At 66.9% G+C, this 26,569-nt stretch carries 20 protein-coding genes; 4 read left to right on the top strand and 16 right to left on the bottom strand.

Annotated features, from left to right (window positions below; all coding sequences use genetic code 11):
- Positions 1–418: 418 nt before the first annotated feature.
- Positions 419–1,549 (top strand): alpha/beta hydrolase, encoded by a 1,131-nt coding sequence (locus AC07F3_RS41310; protein ID WP_479120200.1) that lies wholly within the window; start codon positions 419–421, stop codon positions 1,547–1,549.
- A 47-nt stretch (positions 1,550–1,596) separates the two neighbouring features.
- Here the strand turns inward: AC07F3_RS41310 and AC07F3_RS41305 are convergent, their stop codons facing one another.
- The 6 genes from AC07F3_RS41305 to AC07F3_RS41280 all read right to left on the bottom strand — a co-directional run bounded on the left by AC07F3_RS41305 (position 1,597) and on the right by AC07F3_RS41280 (position 9,320).
- Positions 1,597–3,150: an LCP family protein gene (locus AC07F3_RS41305; protein ID WP_479120199.1), complete on the bottom strand. Its 1,554-nt coding sequence runs from the start codon at positions 3,148–3,150 to the stop codon at positions 1,597–1,599.
- The gene (locus tag AC07F3_RS41300; protein ID WP_479120198.1) at positions 3,143–3,676 is read right to left on the bottom strand and encodes a DUF6542 domain-containing protein; all 534 of its coding nucleotides are present in this window, start codon (positions 3,674–3,676) and stop codon (positions 3,143–3,145) included. Before AC07F3_RS41300 ends, AC07F3_RS41305 begins: the two co-directional genes overlap by 8 nt.
- A gap of 256 nt (positions 3,677–3,932) precedes the next feature.
- Entirely contained in the window at positions 3,933–5,402 is a 1,470-nt protein-coding gene (locus AC07F3_RS41295) for a D-alanyl-D-alanine carboxypeptidase family protein (RefSeq protein ID WP_479120197.1), read from the bottom strand.
- A gap of 206 nt (positions 5,403–5,608) precedes the next feature.
- A complete protein-coding gene (gene cydB, locus AC07F3_RS41290; RefSeq protein ID WP_479120196.1) occupies positions 5,609–6,661 on the bottom strand; it encodes a cytochrome d ubiquinol oxidase subunit II in 1,053 nt (350 codons plus the stop codon).
- A gap of 46 nt (positions 6,662–6,707) precedes the next feature.
- Positions 6,708–8,144: a cytochrome ubiquinol oxidase subunit I gene (locus AC07F3_RS41285; protein ID WP_479120195.1), complete on the bottom strand. Its 1,437-nt coding sequence runs from the start codon at positions 8,142–8,144 to the stop codon at positions 6,708–6,710.
- 30 nt (positions 8,145–8,174) lie between these two features.
- On the bottom strand, positions 8,175–9,320 hold the full coding sequence (locus AC07F3_RS41280) for a hypothetical protein (protein WP_479120194.1): 1,146 nt from the start codon (positions 9,318–9,320) through the stop codon (positions 8,175–8,177).
- Between the two features lie 322 nt (positions 9,321–9,642).
- Between AC07F3_RS41280 and AC07F3_RS41275 the strand changes: the two genes are divergently transcribed.
- Both AC07F3_RS41275 and AC07F3_RS41270 read left to right on the top strand, forming a co-directional pair.
- The gene (locus tag AC07F3_RS41275) at positions 9,643–11,022 is read left to right on the top strand and encodes a fibronectin type III domain-containing protein (protein ID WP_479120193.1); all 1,380 of its coding nucleotides are present in this window, start codon (positions 9,643–9,645) and stop codon (positions 11,020–11,022) included.
- Between the two features lie 73 nt (positions 11,023–11,095).
- Positions 11,096–11,866, top strand: coding sequence for a lytic polysaccharide monooxygenase (locus AC07F3_RS41270; RefSeq protein WP_479120202.1), 771 nt, complete (start codon positions 11,096–11,098; stop codon positions 11,864–11,866).
- A 66-nt stretch (positions 11,867–11,932) separates the two neighbouring features.
- On the opposite strand, the gene AC07F3_RS41265 is transcribed toward AC07F3_RS41270, so the two are convergent.
- Positions 11,933–13,303 carry an FtsW/RodA/SpoVE family cell cycle protein gene (locus AC07F3_RS41265; RefSeq protein WP_479120201.1) on the bottom strand — a complete coding sequence of 457 codons (1,371 nt, stop codon included), beginning with the start codon at positions 13,301–13,303 and terminating at the stop codon, positions 11,933–11,935.
- 554 nt (positions 13,304–13,857) lie between these two features.
- Here AC07F3_RS41265 and AC07F3_RS41260 point away from each other — a divergent pair.
- The gene (locus AC07F3_RS41260; protein ID WP_479120192.1) at positions 13,858–15,375 is read left to right on the top strand and encodes a chitinase; all 1,518 of its coding nucleotides are present in this window, start codon (positions 13,858–13,860) and stop codon (positions 15,373–15,375) included.
- Positions 15,376–15,516: 141 nt separating this feature from the next.
- Here AC07F3_RS41260 and AC07F3_RS41255 read toward each other — a convergent pair whose 3' ends face one another.
- The 9 genes from AC07F3_RS41255 to AC07F3_RS41215 form a co-directional block, all read right to left on the bottom strand.
- Positions 15,517–16,464 (bottom strand): lantibiotic dehydratase C-terminal domain-containing protein, encoded by a 948-nt coding sequence (locus AC07F3_RS41255; protein WP_479120191.1) that lies wholly within the window; start codon positions 16,462–16,464, stop codon positions 15,517–15,519.
- On the bottom strand, positions 16,457–19,003 hold the full coding sequence (locus tag AC07F3_RS41250; RefSeq protein WP_479120190.1) for a lantibiotic dehydratase: 2,547 nt from the start codon (positions 19,001–19,003) through the stop codon (positions 16,457–16,459). Before AC07F3_RS41250 ends, AC07F3_RS41255 begins: the two co-directional genes overlap by 8 nt.
- A gap of 177 nt (positions 19,004–19,180) precedes the next feature.
- Positions 19,181–19,594, bottom strand: coding sequence for a WhiB family transcriptional regulator (locus AC07F3_RS41245; protein WP_479120188.1), 414 nt, complete (start codon positions 19,592–19,594; stop codon positions 19,181–19,183).
- 755 nt (positions 19,595–20,349) lie between these two features.
- Positions 20,350–20,592 carry a helix-turn-helix domain-containing protein gene (locus tag AC07F3_RS41240; protein WP_479120186.1) on the bottom strand — a complete coding sequence of 81 codons (243 nt, stop codon included), beginning with the start codon at positions 20,590–20,592 and terminating at the stop codon, positions 20,350–20,352.
- A 482-nt stretch (positions 20,593–21,074) separates the two neighbouring features.
- Positions 21,075–21,947: an ADP-ribosyltransferase family protein gene (locus AC07F3_RS41235; protein ID WP_479120185.1), complete on the bottom strand. Its 873-nt coding sequence runs from the start codon at positions 21,945–21,947 to the stop codon at positions 21,075–21,077.
- Between the two features lie 578 nt (positions 21,948–22,525).
- Complete coding sequence (locus tag AC07F3_RS41230; RefSeq protein ID WP_479120184.1) at positions 22,526–22,855, bottom strand: inositol polyphosphate kinase family protein; 330 nt, start codon at positions 22,853–22,855, stop codon at positions 22,526–22,528.
- A gap of 122 nt (positions 22,856–22,977) precedes the next feature.
- Entirely contained in the window at positions 22,978–23,517 is a 540-nt protein-coding gene (locus AC07F3_RS41225) for an inositol polyphosphate kinase family protein (protein WP_479120183.1), read from the bottom strand.
- A gap of 497 nt (positions 23,518–24,014) precedes the next feature.
- Entirely contained in the window at positions 24,015–25,418 is a 1,404-nt protein-coding gene (locus AC07F3_RS41220; protein WP_479120181.1) for a glycosyltransferase family 4 protein, read from the bottom strand.
- Between the two features lie 794 nt (positions 25,419–26,212).
- Positions 26,213–26,569, bottom strand: a 357-nt coding sequence (locus AC07F3_RS41215; RefSeq protein WP_479120179.1) for a transposase, incomplete at its 5' end; no start/stop codon positions are given.

The following is a 26,569-nucleotide window of genomic DNA, read 5'->3' as shown; positions in this document are numbered from 1 at the left end:
CACCCGACGCGGCCCCGCCCCCCGCCACCCAGCGGTCAAAACCACCGCCTGACCTACGATCCGACCCTCTCAAGGATAAAAGCGAAGCTTAGAGGGTGAAGCCTCAGGTCAGCCGAAGGCGTGTGTGTGACATGGCGAAGCCCCCCGTCGTTGGTGTGGTGATTCCACTCACCACATCGACGCCGGAGCTTCGTTGGTTCCGTATCCAGCCGTGCTGGATGTCCCGCACGAACTCGTCGAGCATGCCGCGTGCTGGGCATATGGCTCGGTGGGTGCGTCCAAGTACTTCATCGCATGCAACCTTTGCCGGGCTGTCGTCGTCTTGCGGTGCATAACCGGCACACCCCGCATAACTGGCACACCCCGTCGTCCCCATGGAAATCGCGGGGCGTGTCTCCGACCTGAGGAACAGGCTCCCATGACACACCCCTCCCCCTATGTGCAACTGCCCCAGCCCGGCCCGCAACCGCCCCACCGCGGCCGTTCCCGCAAGAAGAGGTGGCTGATTGGTACGGCGGGCACGGCTTGCCTGGGGGTGGTGGCCTGGCAGGTGATGGCCCATTACGAGATACCCCCGTTCACCGACAAGGGCGACAGCGTCTCCTTCGCGAAGTCCGGCAAGGGCGACGGCACCCACACCGCCCCCGACTCCAAGGCCCAGATGGCGACGGGCCCCGAGGCCGACTTCAAGGTCTCCGGGCACGCGGACGACGGCACGACGATCAGTGTCACCACCCTCAAGGGAGCCAAGTCCGGCTTCACGGGGAAGGTCTGGGTGTGGGCGCCCAAGGAGTACTTCGACGAGCCGAAGTACAAGAACAGCGGATTCCCGGTGCTCATAGCCCTGCCGGGCGGGGCCGGCTATCCGAACAACTACTACGGCTTCGAGGACGGGACCATCCACCTCGAATCCTCCCTGGCCAAGTGGATCAAGGAGGGCAAGAGCCTGCCGTTCATCCTGGCCATGCCGGTGCTCAACCCCGAGAACCACGACAAGAAGGGCGACCCGAACCCCGGCCGGTACTGGGACGGGAGTGACATTCCCGGTCAGCAGAAGATGGGCACCTGGCTGACCGAGGACGTGCCCGAACTGATCAAGGCCAACTTCCGCACGATCAAGTCCCGTGACGGCTGGGGCTTCATGGGTACGTCCACGGGCGGCTTCGCCGGGCTCAAGTCCGTGCTCCAGAAGCCGGACAAGTTCAAGGCCGTAATCGCCAACGGGCCCGACATCGAGCCCGACTCACTGCTGTGGCGGGGCCACGAGAAGGAGAAGGCGGCGAACAACCCCCGGGTCCTCGCCCCGAAGATCATCAAGAACGGCGGCCCCGAGGTCTACCTCGCCTTCCAGATAGGCGACGGCAAGGGCGAGTCGAACGACCGGAAGCAGATCGAGAAGTTCGTGACCCAGTACGGCAAGGGTCCGATCAAGACCAAGCTCCATGTCATCCAGGGCGGCGAGCACAACGCCGCGACCTACATCCCGAACATGGAGACCGGCGGCATGATCCAGTGGATCAGCCAGCACATGCAGGGGCCCGTCGAATGATGCGCTGATGCGATGAGGGGGCGGGGCCTACCGCCCCCCCCATCGCATCAGTCGACGCAGGGCATTCCGCCTCCGTCGACCTCCGGGCCCTGGAAGACCAGGCGGGGGCTGGACGAGGGCGCCGGGGTGGGGTCGGCTGCGGGCGGGGTGAAGCCGGTGCCGAGGATCACCTGGACGTGCCCGGCCGGAATCGCCGAACTCGCCGTCGCCGTACCGGCGTTGAGCTTCGCGGCGATCTGCTCGCCCGCCTTGTCGGCGCCGGTTCCGTAGAGCACCTGGGTCTTGCCGCCCTTGGTGCGCGTGCCCACCGCGCCCTTGGTGTAGCCGGCGGCCACCAGCGACTTGGAGGTGGCCTCCGCGCCGCCGGTCACGCCGGAGGCGTTGTAGACATCGACGGTCGCGGGGGCGGGCTTCTCGGGTGTGGCCGAGGGCTTCGGCGAGGAGTCGGACTCCTTGTTGCTGAAGAGGGCCTTGACGGTCTTGCGGACCTGTTCGACGTCGACCTCGTTGACGGACTGCTTGCCTTCGCCGGGCACGTTGACGTCGGTCAGGGCCTTGACCGGGAGGGTGTTGTAGACGACGTTGCCGCCGGTGAGGTTGGGCGCCTGCTGGGCGAAGTCGAGCAGGTTCCACTGGTTGTCGATGACGATGTCCTTCTTCACCACCGCCAGGAGGTCCCGCACCTTGCCGAGATCGCTGATGATGCCCTTCTTCTTCAGGGCGATCATGGCGGAGGTGATGAACGCCTGCTGGCGATGAGTGCGGTCGAAGTCGCCGTTGGTCAGGTTGTGACGCTGGCGCACGAAGGCGAGTGCCTGGGCCGGAGTGGCCAGGGTGTTGATGCCCTTGTGGAAGTCGGCGCCCGAGCCCTGGCCCTTCATGGCGGGGTCCTTGGTGGCCTTCTTGAGGCACACATCGATCGGACCGATCGCCTTCGCGACGTCGTAGAAGCCGATCAGGTTGACCTCGGCGAAGTGGTCGATGTGCACGTCCAGGAACTTCTGCACGGTGGCGAGGGTGGCCTCGCGGCCCGCCTCCCGGCTCTGCCGCTCCAGGCCGGCCCCCTTGACACCCTTCGCCTTGAGCCCCGGTTCGGCGGCCGCCTTGGCGATCCCGTACGCCTCCTTGATCTTGTGCATGCCCTGCGAGGAGCCATCCCCGTTGTACGTCATCACGTAGTCGTCGCGGGGAATGGAGACGGCCTGCGCCTTGGCCTTTCCGCCGGGCGGGATGTGCATGAGGATGAGGCTGTTGGTGTTGTAGCCGCCGACGTCGCTGGACGCTCCCGCGTGCAGCTGCTGGCTGACGACCTCGGGCGGCAGGTCGTTGCCGTCCATGTCCTTGCGGCTGTCGAGCCCGATCAGCAGCAGGTTGACGGAGTTGTCCAGCTTGGGCGGGGCGTTCTTCTGCGTGCGCGACAACGCGTCCGAGGTGGACGCGCCGTTCGCCAGCGACTGGTAGGTGAACCAGGACGTCGCACCGCCGACCAGCGACAGGCAGCACACCCCTGTCGCCGCCGTACGCCCGACGACGGTCAGGCGCGACGGACGCGCGCCCCGGCGCCGTTCGGCCCGGCTCCCACCCGCTCCGCGCTCACCCATGGCGCTTCCCCTTCCCCCGCATCCGTCGGACAAGGGGCACGGCAAGGGCTGCCGCGAGGGCGGCCAGCATCGCGACGAAGGCGTTCGCCGACCACTTGAGGGCGCCCGTGGCGAGGGTCGCGCCGGTCGAGGTGCCGGAGTCGAGGGCCAGCCGTACGCCCATGGCGACCAGCAGGACCACCACCGGGGCCGCCGTCACCGTCCACCAGGCACCGGCCCGGCTGCACAGCCACGTCGCCCCGGCCGCGCCGGCTGCGGCACAGACCGCGAAGAGCGGACCCTGCCCGCCGGACACCAGCGCGCCGAGCAACGGACCTCCGGCCAGCAGCAGTACGGCCACCCCCGGGCGGCCGCTCCGGTCACGGCCGGGCGAGGAGGCCGGTGCGCCCGTCCGCGTGGGCCGCGCTTCCGTGGTGCCCTGGCGCTGCTGGGGCACCCGGAGCTGGTAGGGCCTCGCGTGCTCCGCATGCAGGCTCACCTGGCGGGCGCGGCCGGACTCGGCCGGCTGACCCCATATGTCAGTCATCCCTCACACCTCTTGCCCGGCCACCATGCCTGCTCCCCTGCTCGGGCGCTGTGGCACTTTGCTTCACGGATGACAACCGAACGTACTTTTCGATTGCTTATTTACGCAAATGTAAGAATTTTTCAGACCTGTGAGTAAAAGCCCACGCGGCAGGCCGCGAAGAGCCCGGAGCTCAGCGCGTCGACGGCCCCGGAGCGGTCACGAGGGCCTCCCCGCAAGGGAGTTGGCCACCGACCGAACGGCCCGGACCGCGGGCTCACCCCAGGCGGATCAGCCGCGAGCCGAGGGACGGCGGCGCCAAGTCGTGCTCCAGGGCCACCGGGACGCTCGGCGCGTCGGCGACACCGGCCAGGGTCAGCCGACCGACCTTGGTCCCGGACTTCGCCGAGCGCGGCAGCGCCCTTCCGCCGTCGGTGAGCGTGAGGGCGGCCTTGTGGCCCGGTACGCCGATGAGGCGCAGGTCCTCGGTGGCGACGAGCGGGGTCCGTCCGCCGAGCCCGTCGTCCACGTACCCGACCGTCTGGCCCTTGCGGACCGCGACCACCGAGGTGAGGGCGTTGCGTACGGCCTCGATGACCTTCTTGCTGTTCGCCTTGACCAGGGCCAGGGAGTTGAGCGCGTTGTGATCGGGGCCGTCCGCATGCTGGTCCAGCATCGTGCCGAGGAGCAGCGGGGTTTTGTCGCCGACCGACTTGTACGCCGCCCACATCAGCGCGCCGCCCGCCGCCGAACTGGAGCCGGTCTTGATGCCCTTGATGCTCAGACCGGACAGGAGCAGGTCGTCGTTGTTGTTGTTCAACGGCTTGGTGAGGCCCTTGATGGTGGCGTTCGGCAGCGTGACGATCGGCCGGAACGCGTCGGACTTCATCACCGCCTCGGCGAGTTTCAGCTGGTCGACGGCGGTACTCACGGTCTTGGCGTCCAGGCCGCTGGGGTCGGTGTAGACGGTGTCCTTCATGCCGAGCCGCTGGGCGGCCTCGTTCATCTTCCGCACGAACGCGGCTTCGGAGTCGCTCCCGCCGTCCCAGCGGGCCAGCAGCCGGGCGACGTTGTTGCCCGAGGGGATCACGAGCATCTTCAGCATGTCGAGCTGGCTGAACTTGGCGCCCACCGTGAGGCCCTCGATGCGCGACTCGTCCTCGGCCTTGCCGTCCGCCACGGCCTTCGCGTCCACCTCGATCTCCGGCCCGGCCTCGTCCCTCTTCAGCGGGTGGTCCCGGAGGATCACATAGGCCGTCATGACCTTGGCGACACTGGCCGTCGGCACAGGCCTGGGGTCCCCGAACGTGCCAATGCCGCCCACCCCTTGTACCTGGACCGCGCCCTGCCCCTTGGCAGGCCACGGTATGCCGAGGCGTCCGTCGAAGGTGTACGAGGACGCCTCGGCGCCGGTCCGCAGGGCCGGGTCCGGAACGGCTCGCACCATCTGCACCCCGGCCAGGGCGAGGAGGAGCACCAGGGACAGCGGCAGCCAGATCCTGATGCGGCGTCCGGCGGTCTTCGTCCTGCGGGGCGCGCCGCCCGTACCCGGCTCTCCTCCGGTGGGCGGCGCTCCGCCCTGGGCGCGGGTGCGTATGGGATGCGGCGGCCGGCCGACGGCCCGGTCCGACGGCCCGCGCGTCATGAACTCGCTCGCGCGCCCGGCGTCCCGTTCCACGTCCGACTCACGACCGGGCAGGGCCCCGGGTCCCAGTTGTGCCGTCCGCTCCTTGGGCGACTTCCCCACCACCGCGATCTCCTTCGTCCCACCCGCACAAGGTTGTTTTGACTAAATACAGGGATATGTCAGGAGGATGGGTTGGTTCCACCAAAAGGGATATAACTGCACCACTCCCGAAGGCATCGCCCGACGGCGGACCGGCACGATGCCCACTGGTTCCGGCCTCTACGTGCCTGACGGGGCGAAGCGGGACGGCGCAGCAGTAAGCCTTCTCACAGGCCACCGGCCGGGTCGGCATCCGCCGATGCCGGATTCCCCCGCTGCAAGGTGACCGGCAGGTGCCTTATCCCGAGCCGGTGCCGGAACACCCAGTACGTCCAGAGCTGGTACAGCAGGACGAACGGCAGCATGACGACCGCCACCCACGTCATGAACCGGAGTGTGTACGGCGACGCCGACGCGTTGTCGACCGTCAGGCTCCACTGCGGGGACAGCGTCGAGGGAAGCACATGGGGGTACAGCGCCAGGAACATCGCCGCGACCGCCGAGGCGACGGCCCCGCTGGAGAGTGCGAACGCCCAGCCGTTGCGCCGTCCCTTGTGGGCCAGCACGAAGGCCGCGCCCAGGCTCGCCACGGAGAGGAGGGCCGCGACGACGACGGTAGCCTTGGGGTTGTGCGCGACCAGCCAGGCCAGGAAGGCGACGAGGACGGCGAGGGCCACCACGCCGAGGACGGAGGCCGCCCGCCGGGAGCGCCTGCGTACGCTCCCCTCCGTGCGCAGGGCGAGGAACACCGCCCCGTGGAAGAGGCAGAGCGTCAAGGTCATCACTCCGCCCAGCAGGGCAAAGGGATGGAGCAGATCGAGGAGGGAGCCGGTGAACTCCCGCTCGGAGTCGATCGGCAGACCCCGGCCGACGTTGGCGAGGACCACGCCCCACAAGAGGGCCGGCAGCAGCGAACCCCAGAAGATGCAGAGGTCCCACCCTCGCCGCCAGGCGGCGGAGTCCCGCTGGTGGCGGTACTCGAAGGCGAGGTTGCGCAGGATGAGCGCGACGATGATGACGAAGAGCGGCAGGTACCCCGCGCTGAACAGGGTCGCGTACCAGTCGGGGAACGCCGCGAACGTGGCACCACCGGCGGTGAGGACCCAGACCTCGTTGACGTCCCAGACGGGCCCGATCGTGTTGAGCAGGACCCGCCGTTCGCTGTTGTCCCGGGCGACGAAGCGGGTCAGCATGCCCACGCCGAAGTCGAACCCTTCGAGGACCAGGTAGCCGATCCACAAAACGGCGATCAGAAGGAACCAGACGTCATGGAGCTGCACGGGGGAGACACTCTCCTCTAGCTATGGGTGACCACGTGTGCGTGGGTCAGTACGCGAAGACGAGAGGTTGGTCCTCGTCGGCATGCCGCTTGCTGTCTTCGAGGGGGACCTGCGGCTCTTCGGACCTGTCCGCGGGTCCGGCCTTCGCCGCCTTCACCATGAGCCGGACCTCGATCACCGCCAGCACGCCGTAGAGGACGGCGAAGCCGAGGAGTGTCGCCAGCACGCTGCCTGCGGAGACGGCCTTGGAAACCGAGTCCTCCATCGTGAGCAGCTCGTAGACGGTCCAGGGGGCGCGCCCCAGCTCGGCGAAGATCCAGCCGGACGCGTTGGCCGCGAGCGGAAGGAACATGGTGCAGACGGTCAGCGAGTGGAACCAGCGCATGTCGCTCAGGTCGCGGCGCCGGGTGAGCCACATTCCCAGGGCTCCGACCGCCGTCGACACCATGCCCAGAGCAATCATGGAGCGGTAGTTCCAGAAGGCGATCGGGACGTTGGGGGTCCAGTCACCTTCTCCGTGCTTCTGCCTTTCCCGCTTCTGCAGTTCGATGATGCCGGTGACCTCTGCGCCGGTGTCGTTGTGCAGGAGGAAGGACAGCAGTCCCGGCACCTCGACAGCGCCGTAGGTGGTGCGGCCGCGCGCGTCCGGCCAGCCGAGGACGGTGAAGGGAGCGTTGTCCTGCGTGCGCCACTGGCCTTCGGCAACCGCCATCTTCAGAGGTTGTTTCTCGTACATGTCCTTCGCCTGGGCATGCCCCGAGACGGCCATGCCCAGGCCGCAGATGAGCATGGTCACAAGACCCAGGCGCAGCGAGGGGCGCATGACCTCCTGGTGACGCCCGCGGCGCAGGTGGTAGCAGGAGATCCCCGCCATGAGGGCGGCGGCGACGGTGTATGCGGCAACGATGACGTGCAGGAACGTGTACACCTGCGTGGGCTGGAACAACAGGGCCGCGGCATCCGTCAGTTGAGCCCGGCCTGACTCGGGGTTGAGCGTGTAGCCGGTGGGACTCTGCATCCAACTGTTCGCGGACAGAACGAAATACGAGGAGATCAGGGTGCCCACATGCAGCGCCCAGATGGTCATCAGATGCGTCTTCCTGCCGAGCCGCCCCCATCCGAACATCCACAGACCGATGGAGGTCGATTCGATGAAGAAGGCGGCAACACCCTCGATCGCCAGCGGCGCCCCGAACACATCACCCACGAACCGCGAGTAGGAAGACCAGTTCATGCCGAACTGGAACTCCTGCACGATCCCCGTCACCAGGCCTATCGCGAAGTTGATGACGAGCAGCTTCCCCCAGAAGCGTGTGGCGCGGTAGTAGTGCTCCTTGTCCGTACGCACCCACGCCGTCTGCAGGATGGCGACGAGCAGGGTGAGGCCGATCGTCAGCGGAACGAAGAAATAGTGGTAGACGGCGGTGAAGCCGAACTGCCACCTGGCCAAGGTGACGGCGTCGAGTGCGATCTGGGGTGCCACGGAGAGGGGGTCCAATCAACAGGCGCTCGGTCAAAGGACGTTGAGGACAGCGGAGTCGGCCGGGACCTTCACGGCCGACATGCCCACCCCGGCGGTCACCCGCCACGCCCCGGGCAGGCCCAGAGCGACACGGTCGTGCGTCCACGTGCCACCGTCCCTGCGGGTGAGTTCCGCGCGGACGGTTCTGCCGCTCTCCAGGTGAGTAAAGGTCAGCGACACACCTTGGAGGTCGCTGACGGGCCCGTTGTGGTCGGTGGCGTTCACCGTCACGGCCGTTCCCGTCGCGCGTGCGCGTTCCACCACGAGAGCCAGCTGCCCCTTGCCGTGCAGGCCGCAAAGGTTGCCCGCGCGCGGGTCGTAGGTGAGCGTGCGGGCGACGGGGGCGGCGCTGATCTCCGCCGGAGTGGTGGGAACGGCTGCTCGGTAGCCGGTCGCGCCGAAGACCGTCAGGGCCAGCAACAGCCCGACGGTGGCCGTCTTCCCGAGTCCGCGCCCGCGGGTGACGGCCCTGTCGTGGGTCACGCCCACGAGCACCCCGCACATCAGCGCGCAGAGCTGCACGAGCGCCGCCGTGCCGAAGTCCGTGTGGAACAGACCCCAGAGGGAGGACGATTCGACCACCGCGAGATACGCCCCGCTGATGACGGCCGTCACGGCCGTGCCGACGATCAGGCGGACCACGCTGCCCGGCCAGCGGCGCGACAGGCAGCACACGGCCGATGTGCCGAGGCTCGTCGCCGTCGTCAGCACCTGGAGCGTCGACGCGATCAGCAGCGCGGGGCGGGACGCGCCGCCGTGCCCATGGATCTGAAGCGTCCAGGCGCATCCCCACACCGCCACGAGCAGAGCCGCCACGACGGGTGCCGCTCGGCGGCCCGGTGCCGGGTCGGCATTCCCCACCCTGTTCACCACGTACGGGAGCAGCACTCCCACCAACAGCAGCAGTACGAGCCGGCCGAGGCGCCAGGCCTGGGGGACCTGGCCGGACGGGACGAGCAGCTCGGCCGCGCAGGCGGTGAGCAGCACTCCCCACAGGCCGAACGCGGACCTGGGCAGCCAGGGGTGGCGCGACGGGACGAGGTCCCTGAGGCGGGCCACGAGCACACCGCAGAGCCCGGTGAACGCACCGAATTCCAGGGCGTACAGCCCGACCGTCACCCACTGGTCCTCGGGCAAAAGCTTCACTGTGTCCTCTGGTGGTTCAGAAATGATCGGGAACGCGGGCCGAACTCGGGGCGCCAGAAGGCGGGCCGGAAAATTTCGGCGGCGTATTCGCAGAACGCATGGGCACTCTACCCACACCACGCACCGGGAGACGTCAGCCTTTTGTCCATCCCCGTAAGACACCGTCGACGTTTCTCGGAATCTGTCCTCCATCGTCAACCGCGGGACAACTTTTGCCGAACCTCGCCGCCGGGCCGCGCTGCTACCTTCCTCACAACCAAGGCATTTTGCACGGGCTTTACTGGTACTTGCCCACGTCCATGAAGAGGATGGAATGAGCCGCAAGCGCGGGAGCAAAAAGAAGGTCTTCGTCTGGCTGGCCGGTATTGCCGCGGCAGGGGCCATGGTGCCGCTGGCCTCGTACGCGGTCGCCGGCCAGGAAGGTCTGAAGGCAAAGCTGGAAATGGGCAGCTCCACCACCTGGTGGTCGAGCGGCGCGTTCAGCCTCTCGAACCAAACCTCGTCCCCCGCGGCCGACTGGACGCTCGAGTTCGACACCTCCTCGGGCAAGGCGCAGGTGAACTCCACCTGGACGGCGTCCGGGGCGCAGGAGGGGCGCCACGTCACCATCAAGGCGACCCAGCACGGCACGGTCCCGGCCGGCGGCAAGCAGCGCATCGAGTTCGGCATCCAGGGCGACGGCAAGAACGTCCCCGAGATCAGCGGCTGCAAGCTCAACGGGGAGTCCTTCCCCTGCAAGGGCGGCGACGAGACCGACCGCGAGCCCCCCACCGCTCCCACGAAGCTGACCGGTCAGGCCCAGAAGGACGGGACGATCAAGCTCGGTTGGGGTGCCTCCCACGACAACAAGGCCGTCGTGAATTACGAGGTCTTCGACAAGGGCAAGAAGATCTTCGCCACCGCCGCCGACCGGACCGACGCGGTGCTGACGAAGGAGAACGCGGGCATCAAGCCGAACACGGCGTACGAGCTGACGGTCAGGGCCGTGGACGGCGCGAGCAACGTCTCTCCCGCCAGCAATGCGCTCAAGGTGACGACGGGGGCGGCGCCCGCGCCCGACGACCAGCCCCCGACGGCCCCGAAGAACGTGAAGGCCACCGCCGGCGGAGCCCAGGCGATCCGCCTGACCTGGGACAAGTCCACGGACAACGTCGGCGTGACGGGTTACCGCGTCTACCTCCAGGGAACCAAGGAGCCGCTCCAGACCACCGGTCCGGACGAGCCGGCCGCCGTGGTGTCGGGTCTGAAGGCCTCGACGAAGTACACCTTCGAGGTCAAGGCCGTGGACGCGGCCGGGAACGAGTCGGCCGCCGGTGTCGCGAGCGCGACCACCTCCGCCGAGGACAAGCCGGTCGACGGCACCGCCCCGAAGGACCTGGACGCCAAGTCGTGGATCGTCCAGGACGGACCGGGAGTTCACTATCTCGGCCTGACGTGGGACGTCCCCCAGAGCCAGAAGAAGATTCTGCGCTACGAGGTGTACCTGAACGGCAAGTTCACCACCACGGTCAGCTACTACGACCCGGACACGGCCACCAATGTGAAGCCCGGGCCCGCCAAGGGCGGCAAGGCCATGGCGGAGATCACGCTGGGCGACCACCCGGAGAAGACGTACAAGGTGAAGGTGCGCGCGGTGCTCGACAACGGCAGCCCCGGTGAATTCTCCGAGGAGAAGACCGTTTCCACGAAGTAGCACCCGCCGCCCTGATCCACCGCGTTCCGGAAAACCGCCTCAGGTGACCGGAGAGGGAATTATCACCGTGAAGATGAAGATGAAGTCGAAGATCCGGAATGTGCGCCGCGCGTTCAGGGTCGGCGCCCTGTTCGCCGCACCGCTCCTCCTGCTCGGCCCCATGAGCCTCAGTGCCTCGGCCCACGGCTCCAACGACGGCCCCATTGCGCGCAACTGGTACTGCGTCAAGCCGGAATTGGGCAGCATCTGGAGCCCGGACGCCATGAAGGACCCGGCCTGCAAGGCCGCGGCGAAGGCGAGCAAGAACCTGGGTGCCTACGGCACGTGGCAGCAGATGGCCCACGGGAACGTCGCGGGCAAGCACCGCAACATGATTCCCGACGGAAAGCTGGCGAGCGCCAACGTGCCCGGCTTCGAGGGCATGGACCTGCCCCGGAGCGACTGGCACCGCACCGACCTGTCCGCGGCCCGCAAGCAGGGTGGTGACTACGAGTTCGTGTGGCAGGCGACGGCGTCCCACACCGGGCACATCTCGTACTACATCACCAAGGACGGCGTGGACACGTCGCAGCCGCTGAAGTGGTCCGACCTGGAGCAGACGCCGTTCCTCGTGGCCTACACGCACGCCGGCCGCACCCAGGGCCCCAACGGGATGGTCGCCACCTACCGGCACACGGCCCGGCTGCCCGAGAACAAGCACGGCAAGCACACCATCTACGCCATCTGGCAGCGCCAGCTGCCGCCCGGCCACGACGCGTCGCCGAACCACGCGCTGGAGGAGCAGATCTTCGGCTCCAACAACAGTGACGAGTCCTTCTACGCGGTCATGGACGTCACCCTCTGATCCGAGCTGCTTCGAGATGAACGTGTGCGCTGGTCCGGCGGGTGTGCCGCCGGACCAGCGGGCGTCTCACGCCGGCCGCGCCGGGGCGGCCGGCTCGCGGCGGCGCTGGGCGTTGTCGCTGATGCGGATGAGCAAGGCCACCATGATCCAGTTGGCGACCATGGAGGAGCCGCCCTTGGCGAGGAACGGCAGGGCCTTGCCGGTGAGCGGGATGAGGCCGATGACTCCGCCGCTGACCACGAAGACCTGGAGCAGCAGCGCGCCGGCCAGCCCGGTGGCGAGGAGCTTGCCGAAGGCATCGCGGGTGGCGATGGCGATGCTGAAGCCGCGCTGCGCGAGCAGGGTGTACAGCATGAGGACGGCCATGACTCCGGCGAGGCCGAGCTCTTCACCGACGGTGGTGAGGATGAAGTCGCTGTTGCCGGCGAAGCCGATCAGCTCCGGGTGGCCCTGGCCGAGGCCGGTACCGGTGATGCCGCCGCTGCCGAAGCTGAACAGCGCCTGGCCGAGTTGCTCGGAGATCCCGGCCTTCTGGCCGGCCGGGGTGAAGGCGTCCATCGGGTGCTGCCAAGCCACCACCCGACCGTGCACGTGCGGCTGGGTCGAGCCGACGGCGACGGCGCCGACCACCGCCATCAGCACGCCGAACACCACCCAGCTGGTGCGCTCCGTGGCCACGTACAGCATGATCACGAAGACGCCGAAGAAGATGAGCGAGGTGCCGAGGTCGCGCTCGAAGACGAGGACGAGCAGGCTCAGCCCCCAGATCGTGACGATGGGGGCGAATTGGCGTCCGGGCGGCAGCTGCATGCCGAGGAAGCGGCGGCCGGTGAGGGCGAGGGCGTCGCGGTTGACGGTGAGGTAGCCCGCGAAGAACACCGCGATCATGATCTTGACGAATTCGCCGGGCTGCACCGACAGCGGCCCCAGGCTGATCCAGCGCTTGGCGCCGAACTGGTCGGCGCCGAAGAACGCGGGCGCCATCAGCAGCACGAGGGCGACGGCCATCGTGACGTAGATGTAGCGCTGGAGCCTGCGATGGTCGCGCAGGGCGACGAGGACGATGACACAGACCGCCATGCCGATGACGGTCCACATCAGTTGCTGCCCGCCCGATTCGGTCATCCTCAGGCGCGGCTTGGCGGCATAGGTGATGTCGAGGCGGTGCAGCAGCACCAAGCCGAGGCCGGTGAGCAGCAGGGCGATGGGCAGCACCAGGGGGTCGGCGCGCGAGGCCCAGCGGCGTACGGCGAGGTGCGGCACCAGCGCGAGCAGGAAGAGGGAGATCGCGAAGCGGGTGAGGCCGCTGGGCAGCGCACCTTCCATGGAGAGCCCGACGCCGACATAGCCGCCCACGGTGATCACCACGACGAAGGCGAGCAGCAGGGCCTCGGTGCGGCGGCGGTCTGGCGCCTGCGCGAGCGCCGCGAACGACATGGTGTGAGCGTGGTCGTCGTCGCGCCCCGACGCCCCGGCCCGTACGGGAGCCGGACCCCTCAGTGCTCGCACGGAAATCCTCCACCTCCGGAGCCACTGGCCCAGAACTCTCGGGCCACCGCTCTCCAGGGGCCGTACCTTCCCTGCTAGATGGCGATCCCTCGGGACCGGTTCCGGATGTGTCCCTACTTATATACATTTGATGCATTTCTGTCGCGAGTGTCCCCTCGGGTGCGTCCGGTCGGCGGGGTCACCCGGCCGTGGCGTACCGGATCCGGGATGCTCACCTTTCGGATCATCCATTGGCACGCTCGAATCACCGCGGGGAGACGGCTCGGGTTGACGCGAAATCACCTCAAGGAAATTTCCGAGCAATACACGAACCGCCGTTCTGATGGACCATCTCGGTTCGAATACAGGCGATCAACCTTCTCCCCGGGGTCCCAACTCCCTTGCCGGATAGCGTCGTCGACGAGCCGCTTCCGCTGACTCCCCCTCTGACAGCGAGCAGCCGCACCCGCGCTTATGAGTCCGTCAATGAATGGAATTCTCCGGTGAATCGTCGGCGTTTCAACCTCCCCAAGAGCCGTAAGTCCAAGATTGTCGCGTGCACCGCGATCGTCGCCGCGATCGGCGGTTCGGCGATCGCCGCGACCGCTGGCGCCGCGCCTGCGCCCGCTCCCGTCCGGAGCACCGCTGGGGCGCACCCCGGCAAGGCCACGGCCTACGGCATGACCGGCGTACAGGCGAAGGCCAGCAGTGGGCTCAACGCTTCCATCGACACCATCAAGGACTGGCAGACCTCGGGCCAGCTCGATCTCAATCTGAAGGCCCCGGACAGTGGCGACGTCAAGACGGGCTGGACCGCCACGCTGAATTTCCCCAAGGCTGTTTCCGTTGACAACCCGACGGTCTGGGGCGCCTTCTGGAACCTGAAGGCGGAGGTCGTCAAGGCCCCCAAGGATTCCGACCACGGCGACCAGATCAAGCTCAGTTCCAAGGACGCCACGGGCAAGACCGAGAACGAGACCATCGCCAAGGGCGGAGAGAAGAAGCTGACGATCGGCTTCTCGTACAAGTTCGACACCAGCACGATTCCGGCGGTCAAGGCCGACAAGTCGGTGCAGGGCCTCCAGGCGTGGTCGCCGTACATCGACCCGACGATGGGCCAGTCCAACGGCACCATCACGTGGGGCAAGGAGAGCTTCTCCGTCGCCGACTACATGACGAAGAAGGCGCCGGGGACGAAGAACGTCACCCTCGCCTTCATCACCGCGGACACCCAGGGCAAGCCGGCCTGGGCCGGTCAGCCCACCCTGTCGACGGACAAGAAGACCTACATCGACGTGGTCAACAGCATCCGTGAGCAGGGCGGTGACGTCACCTTCTCCTTCGGCGGCGCCAACGGCACGATGATCGACGAGAAGCAGTCCGACCCGGACAAGCTCGCCGAGACGTACATGAAGATCATCAAGGACTACGACCTCACCAAGCTCGACTTCGACGTCGAGGGGGCCCACGAGCAGCAGACCAACGTCAACGACGTCCGCGCCAAGGCGCTGGCCAAGGTCCAGGCCTGGGCCAAGCAGCAGGGCCGCCAACTGCACATCTCGTACACCCTCGCGGTCCTGGACAGCCACGGCCTGAACGACAGCGGCGTGGCCGTGGTCGAGCAGGCGAAGAAGGCCGGGGTCAACGTGGACCAGGTCAACATCATGACCATGGACTACGGCGGCGACCGCTCCGACATGGCCAAGGCCGCCGAGGACGCGACGGACAAGACCGCGGCCCAGCTCGCCAAGGTCTACGGCAAGTCGGCCTCGGACATGTACAAGATGATCGGCGTGACGCCGATGATCGGCGTGAACGACGTCCCGAACGAGACCTTCAAGACCAGCGACGCCCCCAAGCTGCGTGACTGGGCCAAGAGCAAGGGCGTGGGCATGCTCTCGATGTGGTCCGCCAACCGCGACCAGCCGGGCAGCAAGAACGAGCTGTACAACCACTCGGGCCTGCTCGACCAGCAGCAGGGCGAGTTCTCGAAGGCCTTCGCCCAGTACCAGGGCAAGTAGGCCGCCTCCACCGGGCGGGGGCCGTAACCCGCCCGGCACGGTCTTCGAGGTCGGCCCCCGGGATGTGCCGGGGGCCGACACCTGCGTGCCCGGGCAACCGCACCGGTGGGCCGACCGTCGAGCCACCCCGTGCATCGGGCCTCAGACGCACACCCGGTGCGGGCGTCCGGAAGAGAGGTCGTTCAGCGTCTGGGCGAGCAGCAGGCGCAAGTGGGCCTCCTGTTGGGGAGTGATGCCCACCCGGTTGGCGAAAAGGTGCGCGCAGCGGGACAGCACTTGGTGCACGTCCGGTGCTGCGACGGTGTCGGTCCGCCGGCGTCGGCCGCGGCGGCCAGGCAGCGCTGTGGGCGCGGTGGCGGGCGCCGTGGCGGTCAGGTGTGCCGCGAGCGCGCGTATCGAGTCCGACCACCCCCCGGCGCCTGGCGCGTCCCACAACTGGCGTGTCAGCGCCCGTATTTCAGTGCCGTGCACCTGGTAGGCGGCCTTGGCGCCTCGGACTATGTACGGGCGCTCCGAGGGCTCAAGGAACTCCAGAGCCTGCACGGAGGTCTCCGCCATGCTCATCCCTGATGCCGCGAGAGCCGTGGTGAGGTGGGCGAGTGTAGTGCGCATCCGCATCTGGTGCGTGATGCTGCCGTCCAGGAGCACGAGGGCCAGGTCGCTGGACTCGGTGAAGTGCCGCTCGACGGCTGTGATCGCCTCGCCGTGAAAGCACGGGTTGAACTCCCTTGTGTACGAGACCTGTTCAACCATCGGATGGCCGTCCGCCGAAGGGTGCATGCCTCTCGGTCGCGCGGGGTTGTCGTGCGCCGTCAGGTGTTCGGTGAGCCGTTCCGTGGCGGTAGCGCGCACGGCCGCGGCGTGCTCCGGGCCGGTGGGGAGGAGCTGAAGCCGCAGATACGGTCCGCCCAGGCACGAGCGCTCGAAGAACCACCCCCTCAACTGACCCGTCGCCTCCAGACCCCGGACCAGAGGGGTCACGCACCGGGTGACCAACTGTTCGAGGTCGCCTCGGTGGAAGGCGTGCAGACCGACCCAGTCGTCCGCACCGGGCCGGACCGGCTCTGGTCCGGTCAGCCTCCTAGCCATGGCGCACCTCGGGCGACGAGATCTCCAGTACGTACTCGGTGACACGTCGCGCCTCCTCTCCGTGGCCGCCTGGTGCGTCCGCCGGCGCGGGAAGTGCTTCATGCAGTACGAGTACGTCGTCCTCGGCGCGTGGCTCCTGGGCGAACGCCTCCAGGAGGCGGTGGACCGAGACATCCACGTACTGGGCCTCGGTGCCGGCCCATGCCGTACGGGCGAAGAAGCGGCGCGGGATGCCGTGTTCGTCCAGCCAGGCCGCGAGCCGCACGAGGTAGCCGTGGCTCGGCTCGTCGGGGCGCCAGACCGGGAAGAGGCCTGCCTTCAGGTGCCATGTGGCGCGGGTCAGCGTGAGCGGGCCGAGCTGGATTCTCGGCAGCCGCTGTACGCCGTCCGGCTCGGTGTCCCCGCCCGGCAACGCATGTGCCCACAAAGGACGGCCGGCCTCGGCACGGACGGCGAAGCCGCGGACCAGGAAGCGCAACACGGGAGGCAGCAGATCGACCGGCAGTCCGCCCAGGTGCAGAGGCGTCACCTCGACGTCCAGAGGCACCGAACCCAACACGGGCAGGCCTGTCTCGGCATCACGGACAACGTGCAGATCGGGCAGCCGGATGCGCTGGCGCGGGGCGTGTTCGGCGGAGCTGCAGGGGTAGTCGATGGAGTACTCCGTGCGTGGAGCGTGGCGGTGCGAGCGCCCGCCGAACACCTCGTCGGTCCGGGCGAAGATCCGGTCGTCGGCGGCGGTAGGGGCGTAGGACACATCCCTGGGCGGCAGCTCCGTACCGAATCCGGTGGCGAGGCGGTTGAGGACGAGTCTCTGGTCTTCTCTCGGTGCGGACGGCAGGGGTTGCACGAAACATGACACCGACTCCGGGGCTCGAACGTGGGCGGGCCAGCGGGCGATCAGTTCGGCCAGTTCCGCCGGGTCGGCGTGGACGGTGCCCTGTGCGTCCGCGGGGCCGGTGCACAGCAGCTCCAGGGCATCCGTGCGCATCCGGTCGAGGTGACGGATCGGGGCGAGGTCGCTGTGGGACAGCGGGTGGCGCGGCGCGAGCGCGCCGACCAGGTGTGTGCGCAGCTCGGACGGGCCGATCCGCTCGTGTGCCGGTTCGTGCAGGGCGTGGGCCGACCGCTGTACGTATCGGTAGAACGTGAGCAAGCTCGTGCCCTCGGGGAAGCGGTCCTCCAGCACGGAGGCGAGCGCCAGCCTGAAAGGCAAGTCCGGGTCGAACAGCCCCGCCAGCCTGCGCACGGTGTCGAGTTGGTCGCACGCCGCCTGCCAGCGGTCCCGGTCGAGTCCGGCGGCCCGGCCCGGCTCGTCACACGCGGGCCGCGCTGCTGCGCGGGCGCGGTCCGGGAGGCGGTAGGGGCGGCGGCCGGGCCTGAGGGCGGGTGAGTGCAGGGCGCTGCGGGCGGAGCGGCGGATCTCGGCCCGTTCGCGGGTGCCGGACGCGGTCGGGTACTCGCGCAGTCGTGCCCTCAACTCCCGTACAGTTGCTGCAACTTCACCGGCATCGGTGCCGGAGCGATCCGCCGCGTCCGACGGACCGGCAGGAGGCAGTTGCAGCTCAAGGAGTCCGGACGTCGTCAGCTCCTCGATGAGCGTGTCGGCCTGCTCGGCGGTTCGCCCGCCCCGGGCGAGCAGATCGGTGCGGAGCCCTCCGAGGGTGCGGCCGGGGACCGCGCGCACCAGGTCGAGGCAGGTCCAGGCGGCCTCGTCGAACCGGACCCGGGAGAGGTGCTCGCCGGGCGCCGGGCTCAGGAACCACAGCCAGCCGTCGTCCTCCAGCGCGGTCGGGTTCACCCGTACCCGAAGCCGCCGCGCCAGCTCGGGCCGTACGGCCAGGCGGCTCGCCAACTGCTGGAGCGCCCAGGCATCGGGCTCTCCGGCACGGCGCGGACCATCGAGGACACCGGGGCCGAATCTCCGTGGGGTACGGGAGGTGTGCGGGCCTGTGCGGGTGGTCGCACGGGCCAGGTGCCGGGCCAGTCGGAGTACGAGGCCACGCCGTTGTCCCGGTTCCTTGAGCCAGCTGTCCAAGTCGTCGGGAAACGTCCGGCTGTCGGGGGCGGGAGCCGTGCGGAACGCCCCGGACGACACGGCCTTGCGCAACTCGGCGTCCGCGTCGCGCAGTTCGCGCGCGTGCAGCCCGGCGAGCTCGGCGGCGCGGGGCTCGTACCGTTCGAGTTCACCGAGCCAACGCTCGACCCGCACGCAGATGTCGCCGGGCAGCGCCTCCCACGCCTGGTGGGCCCACACCCAGTCGTCGGACTGTCGTACCGCGCACAGCGCGCGGCGCACCGTGGCGAGGGCGGGTTTGACTCCGAAGGCCGCCGCTCCGGCGCTGTCGGACAGGGCCGCGAGGGCACCGGACAGAGCTCGGCCCTCCTCGACGAGCCAGCGGTACACGGGTGCCAGTGACGCGACGACGTCCCAAGTGCGCTCGCCGCGCAACGAGTCCAGGACGGACACCGGCATGTCCGCGGTACGCATCTCAAGTGTCGGCGAGGCCCAGTAGCCCGCCCCAGTGACCTGGTGCAACGGATGCCCATCTCAAGAACGTGCGAGAAGCGGAGGGGATTGTGCGGAGCCCCGCATGTGCAGGGCGTCGGCCGCGCTCGGCGCGTACGCCCAAATCTAGGCGCGGTCCTACGATGCGGGGCGGACAGAGGATGACGCCGTGTCGACCGGGGATGACATTGTTGGCCGTTCTACGGGTCAGGCGGCCCACGGGCGGCTGTCCGTTGCCGGTACGGGCCGGTCGCCGGCAGCGACCTGGTCGCCTGGCCGGCGGGTCGGGGAGGCGCGCCGCCGGTCCAGGCGCCTGCCGTACTTGTCCCAGCCCCGCTCGCAGGGGGTAGTCCCGCCCCAGATGCCGAAACGCTCCGGCATGGTGCGGGCGTGCTCCAGGCACAAGGCGCGCACCGGGCAGCCGGCGCACAGGGCCAGGACCTCAGCCAGGCCCTCCCGGGTGTAATGCGCGGGATAGAACAGCGTGGCATCCGCCTCGGCACAGGCCGCTTGGCTCGGCAGCCGGGACGGGGCCGAGGACGCGCCGGTGAGCGGACCGCGCGGACGCGGCGACCCGCGTCGTTGGGAGGCGGCGGGCAGTGGGAGGTTGTCGACGGTCATGATCCTCAGAGGCAACGGGCGGAGACACGTTCGCCGGGGTCGGTCCCGTGGGCCTGGGCGGCGAGAACCACCGGAGTCATCGACTGGACGGGCGGAACGTCGCCGCGTGAGCCCCCGGACGAGACGTACGGCTGGGACCCGCGGCCGGCCGCCCGACGTCCCTGGTCGGGGGTGGACCGGACGGCGACGGCCCGGGGTTGCCTCCATTGTCCGTGTCGGTGGGCGGGGTCGAGGCGTCGGAAAGTCCCGAGTTGGGGGCTGAAGTACCTGGGCTGGTGAGCGGGGTTGCTCGTTCCTTTGGAGGAGGCGGGCCGGTGCACTTACCCCGGAGTCTCGCTCCTCCGAACCGGCCGGAACTCAGAGCAGCGGCCATGCGAGGACTCCCGTCGAGGCCCACCACAGCCCCGGCCCTTCGGGCGGTGCGTCCTCGGACCACCACAGCCGGCCCGCCCTCCATGGCCGGTCATTTTGCATGTCATGCCAGATCACGAGCGCCGAACGGGGCAGCAACCCGTCCCGGCCGCGGAAGACGGTTGCGCTCCATGGCCTGACGCGTCGACGCGTTCGGTGTCGGCGGCGAGCCAGGTGCGGGCAGCCTTGGAGCGGTGGACGGGGGTGCCGGTCGGCGATCACTCGGGGCCCGGCCCTTCGGGGCCCAGGAGGTGCCGAACGGGGGCGGTGCCCGAGCGCAGTCCGCACTGATCCGTCCGGGCCACGACCGCGTTCCCGGTCTTCGCCCGGGCGGCGACGGCCGGCTACTCGTCGCGCAGCCAGGCGTCCACCGTCGCCTGGTCCTGACGGTGGGAACGCCGGGCCGGGCGCTGCGGGGAGCGGCCGTGCCGGCGCAGCCACTGGCCCACGCCCTGCTCGGTCATGATGACCCCGACAACCATCCGGATCGGGGCCGCGACCAGCTCGCGGGTCCACAACGGCCCGCCGCAGGTCCTCCGGGGTGCAGTCGGCCATCGCCTGAAAGACCACCGCCCAATCCTCGGCACTGATCAGCTCGCCCGGCCCGGCGCGGGACTTCACCAGCGCCGCGAGCCCCGCCCGTCCCAAGGCCCGGTACCTGCGCCACCAGCTGCCCACCGACCGCTCCGCGACACCGAACACTCAAGCCGTCTGCCAACAGCCCCGCACCCGCCCCGACTCCAGCGCAGCCACCACCCGCGACCGCAGCACTTCTTGGGCAACAACGGCGGTGCGTCTTTGGAGGGGCTTTGTCCACCGCCCGGAGCGGGAACTATGGCGCCATTACGACCGGCTATGGCACGACGACGATTGGCTCTACCTTGAGTGGGTCTGCTGCGGCAGCTCTCTGGAAGCCCGAGTCCTCCTCGATGTCGTGATGCAAGCCTTGTCGCCCCGGGGAGCCCGCAAGCCACAAAAGATCATCAGCAAAATCGACACCTGCTGGTCGCAGTCCTCGCCGCTGTCAGCGACAGACGGATGATAAAGACCGAGCCAAGAGCCTGGCTATCTATTGAAATCCCGGCATATGAGCAGAATTCGGCCATGCGCCGCTCCTCTTTACGACACCGTGCGGTTGAAGTTTGATCACCTTAGCCGATCCACCGTCCCGAATGTCCACCACTTGAAAGATGGACAGGGGCGGGAGTATCACTTCGGCCTCGTCGACATGAGCCTGATACTTATAGGCGGGGACTTCGACGCTCGGATAGATCTCGAATATTACAGGGACAGATTTGACAGAATTAGGAGAATTCAATGACTCATAGGAACCTTGAGCGAATTTCTCCGCCGTCTTTTTCTTCACGGCCGTAGAGAGACACTGGGGCGACTGGAGAGGTTTACCCGACTCTTTGGCCTCCCAGTAACGACTAAACGCACTCTCCGATATTCGCGCCCCCCGATACAAGGGCTTCTTGAAGTCGTCGGCCACCTGCCAGTACCTCTCGCACTCCTTAAGGGCTTCAAGCATCATAAGCCTCACCCCAACCGCCCCGTGATCCCTCCAGAGCTCTTGGAAGAGGTCCTTGTCCTTCTTGCTCACCAGGTGGGATCCATACTTTTCAAAGTGCCTTCGACACTCCGCGTTAAACTCTTCCCAATACCCACCGCCTTTACCCCATGTCGGGTTCACCATGAGATCCGGCACGCCAGCCGAACGATTTTCACCGAATACCCTTGCCTGCGAAAGCGCATTAATGAAAGCGCATCCCGCGTTTGTTCCATAAACCTTAAGCGTCGCCCCCGCGAACTTCTTCTTGTCAATTGGCTTTTTCGCGACGGGCGAGGTCTTATCTATCGCTGCAGCGACCGGCGCATGATATTGCGGTTTCGCGGGGCTGGGCGAGGTCTTGTGTGTAGCTGAGGCTGACGCCTTGTACATAGCTTCTCCGCATGGCTGCTAAAGTTCCCTCATGGGGCTGCTCAAGGTCACAGAGGCCGTGGAAAATTTGCTAGTTCTCGATTTGTCCGACGCGAAAGAACTCAAAACTTATTCCATGAGGCTAGTTTTACGTGACCCTGGTGCGCGGGCCGCGATCGAGATATGGAACATTGCGGCGTGCAGTTGGTTCAGAAATGCCTACTTGGCGCCTTCCACGTTTTCCCGGCGATGCATGTCCCGCGCGCGGGCGCACACTGCGGCTCTTACTCTATGAAACGCGGCGCGGGTGAAGGGGACGCAAAAGTTGACTCATTTGCCCACAGGTTGACGTCACCTCTTTCCGAGCCGCACCGAGTCCCTCAGCACCGCCTTCCATCAAGCGCCAATCTCGCGGCATTGGCGAAGGCGGTATGCGTCTGAGCTAACCCTTTTCATCTCGGCTCTGATGAGGTGAACATGCCGGCCAGACGGGTTCGGTGACGAGGCGGGGCCCTGATCGTCAGCGAGGTGATCTCACTCGTCACACCCGGCGTCCGAGGGGCCCTGCTGGTTGCGCGTTCTGGATCTGCTCATGACGTTCAGGCGATCGTTTCAGCGACAACCGCGCGCTTCAGTTTCTCGGCAGAATTAACCATTTGCATGAGGTTCTTCAAGCCTTCGTCGAACCGATCTCGATACTTCTTCACTTGTGTTATACCCAGCCGTTCCTCATCGAATGCGTGAGCTAGATCAATCAACTTGACGCGCACAACTGGCGCCCCGTCATCTTTGGTCGGATCGCCGTCAATCGCGATCAGCGTGCTGGCCCCGACGAAAGCAAGTCCGGAGTCATGCACCGCCGTCCTGATCTTGGCAATTTCCTCGGAGATAATGCGGTAAACAACAGGACTGACTGCATAGTCGGCCAAAATCCTCTCTGAATTTTGCCCTATTTGGAGGCGACTTCCGGCTATACTTGTTCCCCCAACCAGACAGTAGCCGCGCCCAGTTGTTCCGGTGGCTGCGTCGGCAATTTTATGGCGAATTTTTTCTACCAAGCGGCCCGACTGCCCATGCTTTCATTCAGTTCATGCCTGCTTGCCGTGCTCCTCCCTATCTTGATATCGAGGACCCTAGGTCTTTTCATTCCGTGCGTGATGTTCTCGATAAAGAGGCTTCCGTCGCCACTTTCTTGTGCGGGATCATTCATATTCTCAACCTGGGCCGCTGTGTACGAGTTCGGTACTACGGTTGCCAGGTCTGGGTACCTGCCTGCGCGGATCCGGGCATAGATTTCTCGTTCGATTGTGTTGGTGGGCTTACGAAGCACACGCCCACCTGCGTGCATCTCAATCTTCCCGTGCCCGCCCACTTGTGGGGCGCTTTCGGGAGCCACGTAGCGCGCTTCGCGTGTCCATTCTGCGAGGGCATGGGACACCGCCGCCATCGTCTGGGAATTATCGGAGATGAAGGCCCCAGGCGTCTGATATATGGGCTGCCGAGTATTTACGCCTTCATTGTCAGGCACCGCATGTCGCAGATCAGAGAAGTGATCATCTTTCTTCTCCTTCAATTGGAAGGAGGGCGGCATGGAGACTTCCTTCAGTTATAAGAGTCGTCACAGAGGTCATCGGTGGGGAGCCAGACAGGGGCGATCGCGTGTTTGATGCCCAGCGCCCATCTCCCTGTACACCGCTCCGAACCGGCATCGTCAGGGGGTGGGATCAGCTCAATTGGCGGATCGGACAGTCGTCTGAGTGTTGATGGTGGAGTAGTTGGTGTCAGGAAGGTTGCGGGCGCTGTTCCAGCGGGTGGTGCCCCTGCACAACAGTCAGGGATTCGCCCCCTGGTGAGGGGCATCTCCCTCATCCGTTGCCGCTGCTGACCCAGGCGGAGCCGACTCCAGAAGTTGCATGCCGACAAAGGCTGCGGCCACGCCCATGCGCGCAGATGTTTATGCAGCCGCGGCATCACCGACCACATTGGCCGACGGGAAACACCAACGGTCTCACCCACGGGCTGAGGCGCAACGGCATGGCACCTTGGGACTCCGGCTGGTGCCAGGAACGACTTCTCAGGACGACTCCGCTACAGCGACATCGACTGGCGACGGCGTGGCTTTCGGGCCACCCCTCCCTGCTCCTTCTGAACGGTGTCCACGACAGGCGAATGCCTGTCGACAGCAGTCACCAGTGCCTCGGCTGCGTGCGACCAGTCGTAGCCCTTCAGCAGTGTCCGCATGCCCGCTGCGTTGCCCGCATAGCGCGGATATTCGTTCATGATGCGCTCGATCGCCCGCTCCCAGGTGCTAGCGCGATCTCCGGGCTTACAGTTCTTGTCTTTGACGACGAATTCCGGACCGATGTCAGCAGGTATCCGCGTGCCGTCCAGCAGGAAGTGAGCCACTCCGTTGTCCTCGTTGACCAGGACTGGTACGCCGCGTCCCAGCGCCTCCAGCGCTGTGAGCGGAAACCCCTCGTTCAAGGACGGCACGATCACCAGGTGGGCGTTCTTGGTGTCCTTGGCAAGTTCTTCCTGGTCGGTGATGAAGGGGAGGATCGTCGCCGCGCCCTTGCCACCGGTGGCGTCGGCCTTGGCCTGTTCCTGCTTCACCCTTTCTTCCACGGTGAATTTTTCGCTCTTCCCGATACCGCGAACGTTCAGGTGGACGTTGAGACCCCGCGCGCGCAGCCGCTTGATCGCCTCCAGGGCGGTGTCCAGCCCCTTGATTTTGTCGTCAGCCCGTCCCAGCAGCAGCATCTGGAACGGGTCCGGCGTGCTGTCACGTGTCGGCACAGGGTCGAACTGGTCGGTTCCCGTCACCATCTCGTGCAGGTGGGGGCGGTCGCGGCGGGGCATTCCGTCGAGATCCAGGTAGTCGAGTCGCCGCGACGCATCGGCGCCGGCCTGCGAGAGGACGCGCGCAGTGGTGGTGAGGAGCGGGCCCGGACCGACGATGACGTCAGCCCGCGGCATCCACACCTGTTCAGCAGCGACGTTCATCCCGACCTTGCTGGGCTCGTCCTGCTTCATCTCCCCCAGTTGTTCGACATTGGTGTGCAGCACCCAAACAGTCTTCACATCCGGGTACCACCGCTTCGCCAGCACAGCCGCAGGGCCCGAGAATCGTGAGTGCCCGATGACGAGGTCAAAAGCTCCGGCTCCGGCGGCCGGAAGCCCGTAGACACTGGGATCCTTCTTCTGCATCGCGGCCAGCAGTGTCACCCGGGGCTCGGTCTTCCCCTGGCCTGCTGTCGGTGGGGCAGCCGCCGGTACATCGATGACCGTGCAGTACTCGTCGTGCCCGGAGCTGTACTCCCCTTGGACCGTCAGCAGCGTCACCTGATGCCCCGCTGCCGACAGTGCCTTGATCATCCGCTCGTTGTAGACGGGGATACCTCCGTAGCCCTCACCGCTCGCGTCGGCTACGACGAGGATCTTCCGCACTCCCATCGGCTTCGGCACATCTTGTACGTCGTCGATAGAGTTCACGTTCGCTCCTCTGTTTTGACTATGCGTCATGGAAAAGAAATTGCAGGCGCTTTCGGCTGGCAGTGGCATCACGGCAAACCGTCGCCGAGACACGTCAAGGGGACCGCCCGTACCAGATTCACGCGACCCACCACAAGCCATCGGAACCGCCGTGGAGTTGACCCACTCGGAACCCGAGTTCAATGGGTCTCAGTGCCTGATCCGCAACGATGTCGTTCAACGGATACAAGGTGTGAGCCAGTCGACTTTCTCTTTGGCCACCTGGGCAGGTTTGTCACACGATCTCCTCGGGTTTGGAGCCCCCCGACGTTGGAGAATGGAGCGGCCCTGGGAGCGCGGTCTTGTCGGACAGGCCCGCTTGTTCCTCGGCTTGGCCACCGGCACATGTTCGGAAGGCTCGATCACAAGGCTCCAGCCGGTGTGGGCGATTGAGACACTTTCCGCTTCCACAGTCGTCTCACCCCGTCGCTAGAAGTCAGGCTCACTCAGAGGCGATCCACCCAATAAACAGGCCCACCATCGAAGCTATCTCGCCAAAACAGGACTCATCCCCTGCCGAAAGCCCCTTGACTCATGACCAAGGGCCTGAACACTGCGCACAGTTCACGGAGCGTCAGGCGGAAACACCTCAACCGCCAGTGCGGGAATCATCGAGCGCTACCAGCCATATCTGCGTGCGCGAAGGGGAACCTCACCGTCACGCCTCGTAACGTTGCGCACGGTGGCCGTCGACGGTGGGCGGCCGATGTACGCAACGCACGGAGGTCTCACATGCCGTTACTGACTTCGGCTTGTCAGGGTGATGTTGGGGTGTGGAGGGTGAGGCCGGTTCCGGTGACGAAGCCGTCGAGGATGCCGGGCCGGTACTGGAGGCGTTTGAGTCGGTTGCGGACGAGGGTCTCCAGGCGGTCGAGGGCGACGACGGCGAGGTTGGCCAGGCTGTGTTTGACGTGCGCCCACACCCCCTCGACCGGATTCAGGTCGGGCGAGTAGGCAGGCAGGAGGAAGACGGTCAGCCACTCGCGCTCGGCGACCAGCTCCCGCATCCGGTGGGAAACATGGGTGTTCAGCCGGTCCCACACCAATACGACCGGCGCCTTCACGAGCTGGTGGGCGCCATCGACCAGTGCGATGAAGTCGCGTTCGCTCAT

It is taken from the genome of Streptomyces sp. NPDC045846 (assembly GCF_056431605.1).
The sequence above is the reverse complement of the archived record's forward strand: the minus strand, read 5'-3'. Positions and strand labels throughout refer to the sequence as shown.